The following is a 13297-nucleotide window of genomic DNA, read 5'->3' as shown; positions in this document are numbered from 1 at the left end:
CCGCCGAATTGAACAATTCCCAAGGAACCGTTTTCCTTTGCGGCACTGGGGTGGGACACCAGCCGGCTATTTCTGATAGACGGAGGTGCCCTTTACGATGGTTTCCAAGGAGTTGAAATCGTCGTCAAACACAGCGATGTCGGCATCCTTGCCCACCTCCAGACTGCCGGTGAAGGAGTCGATTCCAATCATCTTAGCGGGGGAGATGGTAGCCATGCGGATGGCTGCGTGGAGCGGATGCCCCAGGAGCTTATGGACGTTGCGTACGCCTACGTTCTGGGTGAAGCAGGAGCCGCTCATGGTGTTGTCTTGGCTGGGGTCAGACCCCTTGAACCGACAGACGCCGTCTTTAACCACCACAGCTACGCCGCCGGGCTTTACATATTCGCCGTCGGGAATGCCGGCCATAGAGAGGTCGGTGACGATGGCGATTCTGTCGTAGCCCTTGCACCGGATGGCAATCTCCATAGCGGCGGGGTGGACGTGATAGGTGTCGCAGATCAGTTCACAGGTCATCATGTCGGAGGTCAGGGCCGCGCCGGTGATGCCGGGCCGCCGGTGGTGAAGACCGGTCATAACATTATAAAGATGGGTGGCATGGGTGATGCCATGCTCCATGCCTTCGATCATGGCGTCGTACCCCGCTTTACTATGGGCACAGGCCACAAGAATGCCCAGGTCTCTAGCATGCCGGGCCAGTTCAAAGGCACCGGGAAGCTCAACGCCTAGATCCAGAAGCTTAACGGTGCCATGGCTCAATTCCCAGGCCTCGTTGAATTTATCGATATCGGGAGGGATGATGCCCGCATCCACATCGGGCCGTCCCGGCAGATTTTTCGGAGGATAGAAGGGGCCTTCCATGTGACTGCCCGCGATGGCTGCGCCGGTATAGCCTTCCTTCTTCTGAACCTCCATCATCTGGTAGGCATAATCCACCACGCTGAAGTTCCGGCCGGTGGGCAGGATGGAGGTGGTGCCATACTGGGCGACAAAATCCGATAACTGCTTGGTGTTGCGGAGGCTTTCCATTGCGGCCTCGCCTTTGCAGCCGTGGAGATGAATGTCGATAAAGCCGGGACAAATGATGTTATCGCCATAGTCCACCACCTCGGCACCATCTGGAATGGGGGTGGTCTTCTGTGCGCCTACGGCCTGGATCTTGCCATCCTGGTAAACCACAACACCGTCGCGGATGGTACGGTAGCCATCCACCACTCGAGAACTCTTCAACACGCGTTTCTTACTCATTTTTGATTCCTCCTTACTTTGACCGCCCAAGGGATAAAACCACTTGGGCGGAGAAGGTGATTGATTCTGGTTCTTTCATCACTTTAGACGCAGTACGCCATGCCGCACTGGTTCACTTCATGAACCCAGGGTATGGTTGGTCACTTTTGATAGACAGTGGTGCCCTTCACGATGGTCTCCAGGATGTTGACATCCGGGTCGAACACCACGATGTCGGCGTCCTTGCCCACCTCCAGGCTGCCGGTGACTTTATCCAGTCCCATCATCCGGGCGGGGGAGATGGTGGCCATCCGCACGGCGGCGTGGAGGGGATGCCCCAGCTCATGGACCTTGCGGACGCCTACGTTCTGGAGGAAGCAGGAGCCACTCATGGTGTTGTCCTGGTTGGGATCGGCGCCCTTCATCCGGGAAACGCCGCCCTTTACCTCCAGCACCACGCCGTCGGGGCGGACGTACTCGCCGTCCGGCAGGCCGGCCATGGTCAGATCGGTGATGATGGCGATGCGGTCATAGCCCTTGCACCGGATGGCGATCTCCATGGCGGCGGGATGGACATGGAGGGTATCGCAGATCAGCTCGCAGTCGATCATATCGTTGGTGAGGCAGGCGCCGGTGATGCCGGGCCGCCGGTGGTGCAGGCCGGTCATGACGTTGTAGAGGTGGGTGGCGTGGGTGACCCCATGCTCCATGGCCTCCATCATGAGGTCATAGCCGGATTTGCTGTGGGCGATGGATACCACGATGCCCAGGTCCCGCATGTGCCGGGTCAGCTCAAAGGCGCCGGGGCGGTCGATGCCGATGTCCACCATCTTGATCTGGCCATGACTGGCTTCCCAGAACTCGTCAAACAGCTCGATGCTGGGGGGCAGCAGGCTGGAATCCGCCTCGGGCCGGCCGGGCAGGTTCTTGGGGGAGAGGAAGGGGCCCTCCATATGGCTGCCCCGGATGGCGGCGCCCTTGTAGCCCTCCTTCTTTTGCAGCTCCGCGCCCTCATAGGCGTAACGGACGCCGGGAACGGAATCCACCGTGGGCAAAAACGAGGTGGTACCGCCCTGGGTGATGAACTCCGCCAGGCCCATGGTGTTCTCCAGGCTGGAGTTGGCCCGAAGGCCCTTATAGCCGTGAATGTGGATGTCGATAAAGCCGGGAGAGATTACGTTATCGCCGTAGTCGACGACCTCCGCTCCCTCCGGGATAGGGGTGGTCTTCTGGGCGCCCACCGCCTGAATCTTGCCGTCGGCGATGACCACCACGCCGTCGTGGATGGTGCGGTAGCCGTCGATTACCTGCTTGCTCTTTAGCGCGCGAATCTTGCTCATTGGATGAATCCTCCTTTAAATGGACAAAAAATGCGGATATCCCCCTCATGGGAGGGAGATATCCGGTTGGATGCTTACTTTTGATAGACGGTGGTGCCCTTGACGATAGTCATGAGGGCGTTGAAGTCGTCGTCCCACACGGTGATGTCGGCGTCCTTGCCCACCTCCAGGCTGCCGGTGAAGGAATCGATCTTCATCATCTTGGCGGGGGAGATGGTGGCCATGCGGATGGCGGCTTCAATGGGATGTCCCAATACCTTGTGGACGTTCCGCACGCCTACGTTCTGGGTAATGCAGGATCCAGCCATGGTGTTGTCCTGACTGGGATCGGAACCCTTCATCCGGGCGATGCCATCCTTTACGGTGATGGTAGTGCCGCCAGGACGCTCGTAGTCGCCGTCCGGCAAACCGGCCATGGAAAGATCCGTGATCATGGCGATGCGGTCGTAGCCCTTGCACCGGATGGCAACTTCCATGGCGGCGGGATGGACGTGGAGGGTATCGCAGATCAACTCACAGTTGATCATGTCGTTGGTAAGACAGGCGCCAGTGATGCCGGGCCGCCGGTGGTGGAGGCCGGTCATGACGTTGTAGAGGTGGGTGGCATGGGTGACCCCGTGTTCCATGGCCTCCATCATGAGGTCATAGCCGGATTTGCTGTGGGCGATGGATACCACAACGCCCTTATCCCGCATGTACCGGGTCAGCTCAAAGGCACCGGGACGATCGATGCCGATGTCTACCATCTTGATCTGGCCGTGGCTGGCCTCCCAGAACTCGTCAAACTTCTCAATGGTGGGGGGCAGGAGGTGCGCGTCCACCTCGGGCCGGCCGGGCAGCTCTTTGGGGGAAAGGAAGGGGCCTTCCATGTGGCTGCCGGGAATGGCGGCGCCCTTGTAGCCTTCCTTCTTCTGGATTTCACTGGCCTCGTAGACGTAACGGACGCCATCGGTGCTGTTGACGGTAGGCAGGATGGAGGTGGTGCCGTACTGGGCCACAAATTCACAAAGCTGGAGGGTATTCTCCAGGCTTTCATTGGCGCTCTGGCCCTTGCATCCATGGATGTGGATATCGATCAACCCGGGGGAGACCACGTTGTTGCCGCAGTCCACCACTTCGGCGCCCTCAGGAATCCTGGTGGTTTTCTGGGCACCCACCGCCTGGATCTTGCCATCGGCGATGACCACCACGCCATCGTGGATCATCCGGTATCCATCCACAACCCGCTTGCTGACGAACGCTCTTACATTGCTCATGGAAAACACGCTCCTTTTGGTAGATTGTTATGGTGCTACACTGATACCTTTATATTACTATATTTTGAAAAGATTACAAGGAAGGGGACAGAAAAGAACAGAATTTTGCAACATAAATTTTTCATTCAGAAGGGGATGTCCAGGGAAACAAGAAAAAGCCCGCGGCTGCGGGCTTTTTCTACTGTTTCTATAAAGGGTTAGAAACTGGGTCGCGGTAAGGGCTGGGTTCCGGCTGGTTTAGTCCATGGGAGCCTTACGGGAAAACTCCTCTCGCACCCGCTGCCCCGTGGCGGTGCCCTGGGCGCCTACTCGGCCGATGCGGCCACAGGCCCAGTTGTTGTCCACACAGTTTTTGCCGAAGACATACATGGCTTCGATGACCTCATCGTAGGGAAGAACGGGATCCACACCGCCCAGGGCCATGTTGGCGCTGACGATGGCGTTGGCGCTGCCCATGGCGTTCCGGTGGATGCATGGCACCTCCACCCCGGAGGCCAGGGGATCGCAGGCCAAACCCGTGAGGTTTCGCAGGGCCAGCCCAGCGGCGTCCAGACAGACTTTGGTGTCCCCGCCCAAGAGATAGGCCGCTGCGGCGGCGCTCATGGAACTAGCGGCGCCGATCTCCACGGCACAGCCTCCCACCGAGGCCGTAAAGGTAGCCTGGTTGTAGATGAAAGCGCCGACCAGCGCCGCCACCAGAAGACTTTCGGCGATCTGTTCCCGGGTATATCCCGCTTCCGCCAGGGCCGCGGCTACACCGGGGAATACCCCTGCGCTTCCGCCTGTGGGAGCGGCGATCACCAGCCGCATGGACATGTTGGATTCCATCACAGCTGTGGCGGCCACCGTAGCAACGCCCAATATGCCGGTATCCAGGAACTTTTTCTTCTCATGAAGCTCCTTTAACGCGTGGCTGACCGGACGAACACAGAAAAATCCACGGCCGTCGTTATCAAGGCCGGCCTGGACCGATTGATCCATCACGTCCAGGAGATGGAGGCTCCAATCCATGATGCGCTTCTGGTCCCATCCGCTGATGCCGCTTTGATACGCAAAAGCCGCGTCTAGAATACTGCCGCCGTGCTCCGCCTGCCAAGCCTGCATGCCGGCTGCGGTGGTAAAAGGCGCCTGGGCGTCGTCCCGGGTTACGCAGGGCACTACGGGATAAAGCTGAGAGGCATAGCGCACGCCGGACAGGTTCCGCACCGCGTCGATATCGGCTTCCTCCTCCCGACTAAAGACGGCCAGATGGTCGTTTTGGGCAACGGGCGCCTGTCCCAAAAGAACCTGAGCGGCGGCCTGGGCGGCGGAATCGCCCCAGACCACCACCTCATACCGGCCGCCAAACAGATCCACACGGAGGTCGTCGATCTGGTACACGGCCACGCTGCCACCGCCCATGGAGATCATACGGGTGCTGATGTCCATCCCGTTGTTCAGGCTGCATTTTAAGGTGATGGTATTGACATGGGGTACTGGATCCTCAGTGATGACAACGGGGATGTCCAGACCACGCTCCTTGGCGACATCCAGGGAATAAAACAGACTCTCATGATCCGGCATCCAGCCCATGAGACCCCCGGTAACGCCCTTGGTGGTTCCGCTACCCCGGCCATGGGAATACCCGGTGTGGCTGGAATATTCGATGATCACCTTTTTGTAGTCCCCCTGACCACAGAGGTCATAGGTGAGCCGCCCGATGCGGGTTGGCCCCGCCGTGGAAGAGGAGGACGGACCGCACATGATGGGGCCCATGACGTCGTTGAATAGATCGGCAGTTTTTGTGTTTTCCATTGAGATTTAGCCCCCCTTTTGATGGCACCAGGATAGCATAGGCTGCGGGGGGAGACAAGGGGAAACGGGAAATGCAGTATTCTAAAACGCAAAAAAAGCACGCTCTTTCCGCGTGCTTTTTTGTGTAGCCCTATGCTGTGGCGTTTTCGGTTTTGCGGCGTCGCAGGCCGCGGCTGCCCAGCCTCCCATGGCTTTTGAGGTAGGTTACGGTATCCGCTAAACTGTCCCGAATGGGCCGGGGCCGGAAGCCCAGTTCCCGGGTGGCGCGGCTGTGATCAAAGTTGGAGTTGGCGCCCAGGGTATAAAGAGAATACCCGGTAAAAAGAGGCTTTTTGCGAATTCGGCGGTAATGCAGCTCCGAAAAGGGCGCCGCCAGTTTGGCCAAAAACATGGGCACCAAGAGCTTGCATTTATGAAGCCCGGTGATGTCAAAGAGGGTGGCGAGGATCTCCTTTACCGAGATATACCGTCCCGAAAGAATGTAGCATTGTCCGCTTTTTCCCCGCTCCACCGCCGATAGGATTCCTTGGGCTACATCCCGAACATCTACGAAGTTGTAGCCGCCGGGAACGGCAATCCGCAATCCCCCCTTAAGGTACTCCAACACCAGTTGGGTGGAATGGGTGCAGCCGGGATCCAAAGGCCCTATGATGCCGGCGGGATGTACCACCACCGCGTCCAGCCCGTTCCGAGCGGCGTCCAGCACCAGGTTGGTGGCCTCTGCCTTGGTTTTGGCGTACAGGCCCACCACCTTTGCGGGCTCCATCCGGGATTGCTCCCGCATGACGCCGCCATGGGCTGCTTCGGTCAGGGCATGAACGCTGCTTACATAGAGAAGCCGCCCGATGCCCAGGACCCGGCAGGCTTCAATAACGTTTGCGGTGCCTTCCACATTGACACGGCGGGCGGTGCCGTCATCCTTTTTATAGATGGAGACCACGCCGGCACAGTGGATAACCGCTGTTTCCTGCGGCTGAATTCCTGCGCTCCGGCCGTCAAAAGCGGATATCAGGCTATCGTAATCGCATACGTCCCCACGAACGATCTCTATCTCCTGATACGGAGAAAGGGCGGAAACATCCTCCCCCGGCAGAGCCATGATCCGAATTTTTACCGGAGCCTTCCTTTGCTGCAGCAGCCATAGAAGGCCGTTGCCAAGATGTCCCGTTGCTCCCGTAATCACATAAAGACGATAGGTCATGTCCACACCTTCCCTTCATATTGAACATCTGTTCAATATCTAATCCTATTATCCACAATATGCGAAGAAAATACAAGGGGGACTTCCTGGATCTTGTGGCGTTTGTTGGGAAGAATTGCGGCGCAATTTCAACAGTTTTTTGGGGCGAAACCAGGGGACAGTTGAAAAAAGTGCTGGGAGATGTCAAAATAGGGGCATGCTAAAAAAGCGGCTTGAGTCGCGAACCTTGTATGGAGGCGTAGCGGTATGTGGGCATTGGCGCTTTTGCTGATGATGACCTTGTTTGGCGGATACGGCGTATCCACCCATAAAAAGTTGAAAGAGCTACAAAAACGGACGGAAAAAGCCTACGGTATGATGGCGGTTCCTCTGGATGCCCGCCTGGAGCGCATCGATCGGATGCTGGCGGGGGAGGAGCAAACCCTGCTTTCCGGCATTCGGGAAGCCCGGCGGGCGGTGGAGGCCAACCGGGAGAAAAGGGAGGATCGGCTATGCGCCGAAACCCGCTTGACCCTGGCCATCGCTGCGGCCGCACAGGCAGTTGTGGATGAGGAGGAGCGGGCTATTCTGAGCCGGATTGCCCTGCTGGAGCAGGACATCGCTCTGTGCAAAGAGGATTATAACGCTGCCGTTCAGGCCCTCAACGGAAAGGTTCGCTCCTTTCCCGCCGGCCTGATAGCTGCGGTGCGGAAATTTTCTGTCCTCCCCCTGTTTGGGGAATCAAAAGGGGCTTTGGCCCATTAAGGAGAAAAGATGAAGCGCGTTTCTTCCCTGTTTCTGGCCCTGGCGTTGTTCTGGGGCCTTTTCTCAATCCCGGTATCCGTCCGGGCCCAGGATGTGGACTATACCATCGAACAATACCAGGTGGAGGTTCGGATGGACCGTGCCCGGCGGTATGTGGTCACCGAGACCATCGATGTGCGGTTCCCATCGGAGCGCCAGGGGATCTATCGCGATCTGCCCCTTTTCGGCGGGGAGGAGGATTACAATCTTCACGACATCTCGGTGGAGGGCGCTCAATATCAGCTGGAGCCAGGGGGAGAAACCCTGCGCATCCGCATTGGAACCCCGGGGGAATATGTGACGGGAATGCAGCGGTATGTGATCCGCTATACCATGGACCATGCCGCCGATGGGGATTCCAGCTATGACCACGCCTATATCAATCTGCTGGGCCAGGGCTGGGAGTGTTCCATCCAGAGTTTTTCCGCCGCCGTTCAACTGCCGGAGCGCCCTGTGCGCTACCAGGTGTTTTCAGGCAGGGAGGGGGAAACCGGCAATCCCTATATCCTGGCTGCCGATTACGGCGCTCTCATCACGCTGGAGAGCAAGGAGGCATTGGCGCCCGGGACCGCCGTTACCCTCCATGGATATCTGGAGGAGGGGGCGTTTGACGAGGCGCCCCAGGTGCTGTCTCCCCTGACTGTTCTCAAGGCCGATGCCATCGTCACCTTAAACCGGGACCGGAGCTATCGGGTGGATCGGGAATTGGATCTGGAGCTGTCCGAACCCAGGGAGGGAGTCCTGGTACCGCTTTCCCCGCAGGGGGAGGAAAAGACCTGGATTCTGGACGTCGAGGGGGAAGGGATGGATTACGACGCGGAATACGGAGCGGCCTTTTTGCATACCGCCATTGCCACGGGGCAGCAGCGCTTTGCCCTGTCCTATACCGTGGATCAGGAGCTGGATCGAAACCGCCAAATGGATTACGCTGACCTCTGGCTCTTCTCCGGAACGGCGGAAGCCGGGGCGATGTCCGGAACCCTTCGGGTACATCTGCCGGAGATTCCCAACGAATACCGGGCGTTTAGCCGCACTGAAGATGGAGTGGATCGGGAGCTTGCCGCCAAGATGGATGAAAACGGGGCTCTGACGGTGGCCCTGGAGCAGCTGCCTGCCGGCGCTCTGATCGGGGTGCGTGTGGTCTATCCTGAGGGATTCTTTACCCGGCCGGCGTCTGCGGGAAACTGGATCGCGCTGGTAGCGGCCACGGCGCTCTTGGTACTGTTTTTGGTGCTCTATCTTCTGCTTGGCCGGGAGCGCCCGCTTCTGCCGGTGCCTCAGCCTTTCCCGCCCAAGGAACTGAACTCCGCCGAGGCGGGGTATCTCATTAATTTTAGCTGTAGCCCCGATGACATTGCCAGCCTGATTCTGCAATGGGCAGAGGAGGGGCACCTTACCATGGCGGACATTGGGGAGGACGGATTCCTCCTGACCCGTGGCGCTCCGCTGGATGACGGGCATCGGGGCTACGAGCATACCTTGTATGACGCGTTGTTTGCCCTGGGGGATGAGGCCGCTGGCACCGTGACCCATGAACAGCTCAAGGAAAAGTTTTATCCCTCGGTGGCCGACGCCCAGAAAGCGGTGGCTGGCGAATTTACCGGAGAACACCGGCTGGAGGATCGGTCTGCGGGGAGATGGTCTACCCTGTTGGCGCTTTTGGCCGCCCTATTCCTTTCGGTGGGACCGCTTCTGGGATGCTTGAAGCGAGATCCCGCGTTCAGCTTGTTTGGGATCCTGCCCCTGGTTGCCGGCCTGCTGGCCCTGTGGTTCAGCGCGCAGCTATACAATAGCTGGCATAAGATGGCGCGCCACCGACGCCGTTTATGGAGCGGATTGTTGGGCTTGTTCTATTTGGTATTTGCGGGGATTCAGGTTTTTTTGATGACTTCGCAGGGGGAACTGTCCCCAGCTATTGCCGTTGGTTACACCCTGGTGGGCGTGCTATGCTTGGCCCTGCATCCCTTTATCCGACGGCGTTCCGTCTATGGACGGAGGTTGATGGAGGAGCTGCTAGGTCTGCGGCTGTACCTGACCCAAACGGATGAAAGCAGCCTGTTTGCCATGGCCCGGGAGCATCCTGGCTATTTCTATCGACTGTTGCCCTATGCGATGGTGCTGGGACTGGAGGAAACCCTGGGCCGGCGGTTTGAGGGGATCCTCACCGAACCTCCCATCTGGTACCAGGGGCAGAATTGGAATACCATGAGCGCCATCTGGATGGTCCATTACATGAACCGGTCCATGGGCCGGATGACCCAAACCATGGTATCTGCGCCCGCGCCTCAAGGCGGCGGGAGCGGCGGATTCACTGGAGGAGGTTTCTCAGGCGGCGGATTCACCGGCGGTGGCAGCGGAGGCGGTGGCGGAGGCGCCTGGTAGCGGGAGGGAAATCAAATAAAAGGCGGATGATAAAAAAGGGAGCGGAACAAAGGTTCCGCTCCCTTTCTATGCATTATAGTTACTTAACTTCTTTTCTTCTCCCATAGAAGGTGATTCCGAAGGCGCCGGCAGCAAAGAGTGCCAATGCAGTCCAAAGTGCGGGATTACTGGCATCGCCGGTTTTCGGAACATCGGTTTCGGTCTTTTCCTCAGCGCCGCAAACGGTGCAGGTTCCATCGACATAATGATGCGCTCCGGTCGCCGGGATGGATACCGTTTTTTCATCGGTATAGGCGCTGCCGTTGAACGTCGCCGTTGCGGTATAGACGGTGCTGCCATCGCTTCCGCAGGTTGCGTCCGTGGTCAAAGCCGTGATGGTTCCATCAACCTTTGCGGTATGCCCGGCATCCTTGGTGCAGGTGAATAGAGCGCTTGCTGCGGTGTGCTCTGCGTTCCAGCTCCACACCGGCGCTCCCCAAGTATGTTTGCAGATTTTTACGGTATCTAAAACGGCATCCGTCGATTCGCCATCCGCAAGGATGAAGTAGGAGAACTTGGTGTCCGCCTCGTTATATACGACTACGTCGCCCGTCGTCTGGCCGTTGATGTTGACGGCTCCCACGCCGGCGCCCAGGGCGATGGCAACGCTCTTATCCTTGTTTTTGCCCTCTATGGGCGTATAATTCGCGGTATTTTTTGCAGTAATGTCGGCGTCGAGAAGAATCCCGCCGGTGATTCCATTGGAGATCGCCGCCGTATCGGAGCTGTTGGATGTTGCCGTTAGTTTGGTATCCGCACCTTTGATCTGAACGAGGCCCTCCGTTGCCAGCACAGCCGCGCCTTCTTCAGCGCTTGCGGAGATGGTTCCACCGGTGATCTCAACGCCGTACCACCCGGTTAAAGCCACGTCTGTGGAACAAACGTCAACTTTTCCCCCTTCAATCCGCAGAACGCCGTCATCGGCAGCAATGCCATAATCGTCATCGGCGTTGATGACGGTATCATCTCCTTTAATGGTGATGTCGCCATAGGAGTATAGGCTATATCCTTCTGCGTAAATTTCCTTGTCGGTCTTTGTTGTGAGGACGGTATCCTCTACCAGGATTCCGCCGGAGCCGCAATACACGCCCTGGCACTCACCTGTGGTAAGGGAAACGGTGCTGTTTTTCATGGTAACGGCGGAGGGAATATCAGCATCGGTTATTTCATCATACATCTGAGCAAATAGGGCGACGTAATACGCATCCACCGTGAGCTTGGCGTTCTCGATGTTGATGTTGCCTTTGCTTACCTGAATGCCGTTACTGTCCGAAACAATTTCGGCCTGTAAGCCGCCGTTTAAATTCAAATCGCCTTTTGTAAAGATGGCTGGATATTCAGCGCTTGCGATTAATTTGCCAGGGCCAGAGATATTGGCAACGCCGTTGGGAAGATAAAGGCCATTCCCGCTTCCCGCATACAGGCCGAGTTCCGCGCCGCTCTCGACGTTGATGTTTAGCGTTGGCACGTTTTCACTCCATAAAGCACTGCCGCTTACGGGAGCGTCGGCGGTTCCAACCGCATTCGTTCCTTTAGCGATAATCGTAAACGCGCTGTCGGAGTTGATCCAAATATAATCGGTTACCGAGACGTTTTCTAGGGTTAGGGTGTTCTGCGTCACATCCAGGGTAGCGGTACCACCGCCAACGCTGTTCGCGCCGTCGCTCAAATAGCCGCCGCCCATGTATACTTGCGTGGGAGCGGCAAACGCCGTCATGGGCAGCAGCGCCAGCATCATTGCCGTTGCAAGGAGCAGCCCAAGCCATCTTTTCCTCTTCATACAAATGCCTCCTCCATTTTTTTCCTACTAACCCGGAGAAGCTTTTGTATGCATCCTCCGAGAGAACGTGCCAATGCTGTTCTTTTTCGTTTAGTAAGAAAGGTATACCTTTCTTCGCATCAAGAATTTCTGATAATTTGTACTTAAAAACCCCAAATAATCGGGGGTTTTTGTTTCTTTGACTTCAATGAATAAAGTATACTTTTTTTCGCGTAAACTGCAACGGCTTTTCATAAACTTTGTAAATAAATGTATGAAAATCCAATAAATGAAAAAGGGCCCATATGGGCCCTTTTTACGCGGTTTGGATTATTCGGTGGCGTAATTGGTGAAGTAATTCTGGATGAGGATCACGGGAGTACCCTTGTCGCCGCTGCCGCTGGTCAGGTCGGAAAGACTGCCCAGAAGATCGGTCAGGTGCCGGGGAGTGGTGCCCAGGGAGGCGTCCTTGCCCGTCAGATCCGCTTCCTTGTTGCGGATGTATTCCCGCATGGCCTCTCCCGCTTCCTCGCCCGAGAGATCCTTCAACTCGGTATCGGCTACAAATTTGAATTTGATCTCATTGGGCATGCCGGAAAGGCCGCTGGTAAAGCCCGGGGAAACCACCGGATCCGCCAGCTCCCAGATACCGCCGGCCGGATCCTTGAAGGCGCCATCGCCGTATACCATAACCTCCAGCTTTTTGCCGGTGCGCTCAAAGATACGGGCCTGGATATCGGTTACAAGGGTTCCGCAGTCACGGGGGAACAGCTTTACCCGATCATCGCTGGCCAGGTTGCTGCCCAATAGGCCGTAGTCGGGGTTATAGCCGCTGCCATCCACCGGCTCGGTCATGATCTCGTCAATGCCTACCACCGTTGCAGCCCCGGCGTCCCGCAGACGGCGCTTGGTCCGGCGCCGAGAGTGGATATCCGCCACCAGGCAGTGGGGGGTAACGGTCAGGGCGGCGGTGGGATCGTTGGCAAACAATAGTTCCACGTTGTCTCCCAAGCCCTGGTAAAATTCCACATAATCCACCCCGGTGAAAGGATGCCGGTAGGTGCCGAACAGAGCACGGAACTCCTCCAGGTTCATGACGGTGGTATAGGGGTTGATGCCGGCATCCAGCAGAGCGTCGGGATCCATCAGGTGGTTGCCCACCTCGTCACTGGGATAGCTCAGCACAATGTAGACCTTGTCCAACCCCTTGAGGATTCCCCGCAGCAGGATGGAAAAGCGGTTCCGGCTTAAGATGGGAAACACCACAGCGGCTTCCCCGCCGGGGAACTTGGCCCGGACCGCTTTTGCGATCTGGTCAGTGGTAGCATAGTTGCCCTGGGCCCGGGCGACGATGGACTCGGTGACGGCTACCACGTCTTTATCATGGAGGGCAATGCCCTCTTCCTCTACCGCGGCCAGAAGATGGTCGGTTACGATCTTGCCCAAATCATCCCCCTGGCGGATCACAGGCATACGGATACCCATGGATACGGTGCCAATTCTGCTCACAATGAGC

General features: G+C 57.5%; 9 protein-coding genes. 2 read left to right on the top strand and 7 right to left on the bottom strand.

Translation table 11 applies throughout. From position 1 onward, the window contains the following. Positions 1–66 precede the first annotated feature (66 nt). From nagA (KP626_RS05015) to KP626_RS04995, 5 genes are all read right to left on the bottom strand, one after another. Positions 67–1248, bottom strand: coding sequence for an N-acetylglucosamine-6-phosphate deacetylase (nagA, locus tag KP626_RS05015; protein ID WP_395975389.1), 1182 nt, complete (start codon positions 1246–1248; stop codon positions 67–69). Between the two features lie 140 nt (positions 1249–1388). Then, on the bottom strand, positions 1389–2567 hold the full coding sequence (nagA, locus tag KP626_RS05010) for an N-acetylglucosamine-6-phosphate deacetylase (protein WP_395975387.1): 1179 nt from the start codon (positions 2565–2567) through the stop codon (positions 1389–1391). Between the two features lie 74 nt (positions 2568–2641). Continuing rightward, positions 2642–3823 carry an N-acetylglucosamine-6-phosphate deacetylase gene (gene nagA, locus KP626_RS05005; protein ID WP_395975385.1) on the bottom strand — a complete coding sequence of 394 codons (1182 nt, stop codon included), beginning with the start codon at positions 3821–3823 and terminating at the stop codon, positions 2642–2644. A gap of 237 nt (positions 3824–4060) precedes the next feature. Beyond that, on the bottom strand, positions 4061–5617 hold the full coding sequence (locus KP626_RS05000; protein WP_395975383.1) for an L-serine ammonia-lyase, iron-sulfur-dependent, subunit alpha: 1557 nt from the start codon (positions 5615–5617) through the stop codon (positions 4061–4063). 130 nt (positions 5618–5747) lie between these two features. After that, positions 5748–6818: an NAD-dependent epimerase/dehydratase family protein gene (locus KP626_RS04995; protein WP_395975381.1), complete on the bottom strand. Its 1071-nt coding sequence runs from the start codon at positions 6816–6818 to the stop codon at positions 5748–5750. Between the two features lie 246 nt (positions 6819–7064). Here KP626_RS04995 and KP626_RS04990 point away from each other — a divergent pair, with 246 nt between their 5' ends. Continuing rightward, positions 7065–7562, top strand: coding sequence for a LemA family protein (locus KP626_RS04990; protein ID WP_395975379.1), 498 nt, complete (start codon positions 7065–7067; stop codon positions 7560–7562). A 9-nt stretch (positions 7563–7571) separates the two neighbouring features. Beyond that, the gene (locus KP626_RS04985; RefSeq protein WP_395975377.1) at positions 7572–9983 is read left to right on the top strand and encodes a DUF2207 domain-containing protein; all 2412 of its coding nucleotides are present in this window, start codon (positions 7572–7574) and stop codon (positions 9981–9983) included. A gap of 79 nt (positions 9984–10062) precedes the next feature. On the opposite strand, the gene KP626_RS04980 is transcribed toward KP626_RS04985, so the two are convergent. After that, complete coding sequence (locus KP626_RS04980) at positions 10063–11802, bottom strand: hypothetical protein (RefSeq protein ID WP_395975375.1); 1740 nt, start codon at positions 11800–11802, stop codon at positions 10063–10065. Positions 11803–12111: 309 nt separating this feature from the next. Further along, positions 12112–13293: a coenzyme F420-0:L-glutamate ligase gene (locus KP626_RS04975; RefSeq protein ID WP_395978967.1), complete on the bottom strand. Its 1182-nt coding sequence runs from the start codon at positions 13291–13293 to the stop codon at positions 12112–12114. Between the last annotated feature and the right edge of the window lie 4 nt (positions 13294–13297).

It is taken from the genome of Christensenella sp. MSJ-20, assembly GCF_044357945.1.
GTDB lineage: Bacteria > Bacillota > Clostridia > Christensenellales > QAND01 > QAND01.
This window is presented reverse-complemented; position numbering and strand designations above follow the sequence as displayed.

What these genes read in the sequence shown, in the direction of transcription:
- KP626_RS04985 (WP_395975377.1), top strand. Translation starts at nt 7,572, where the DNA reads ATGAAGCGCGTTTCTTCCCTGTTTCTGGCCCTGGCGTTGTTCTGGGGC.
- KP626_RS04980 (WP_395975375.1), bottom strand. Translation starts at nt 11,802, where the DNA reads ATGAAGAGGAAAAGATGGCTTGGGCTGCTCCTTGCAACGGCAATGATG.
- nagA (WP_395975385.1), bottom strand. Translation starts at nt 3,823, where the DNA reads ATGAGCAATGTAAGAGCGTTCGTCAGCAAGCGGGTTGTGGATGGATAC.
- KP626_RS04995 (WP_395975381.1), bottom strand. Translation starts at nt 6,818, where the DNA reads ATGACCTATCGTCTTTATGTGATTACGGGAGCAACGGGACATCTTGGC.
- KP626_RS05000 (WP_395975383.1), bottom strand. Translation starts at nt 5,617, where the DNA reads ATGGAAAACACAAAAACTGCCGATCTATTCAACGACGTCATGGGCCCC.
- nagA (WP_395975389.1), bottom strand. Translation starts at nt 1,248, where the DNA reads ATGAGTAAGAAACGCGTGTTGAAGAGTTCTCGAGTGGTGGATGGCTAC.
- KP626_RS04990 (WP_395975379.1), top strand. Translation starts at nt 7,065, where the DNA reads ATGTGGGCATTGGCGCTTTTGCTGATGATGACCTTGTTTGGCGGATAC.
- nagA (WP_395975387.1), bottom strand. Translation starts at nt 2,567, where the DNA reads ATGAGCAAGATTCGCGCGCTAAAGAGCAAGCAGGTAATCGACGGCTAC.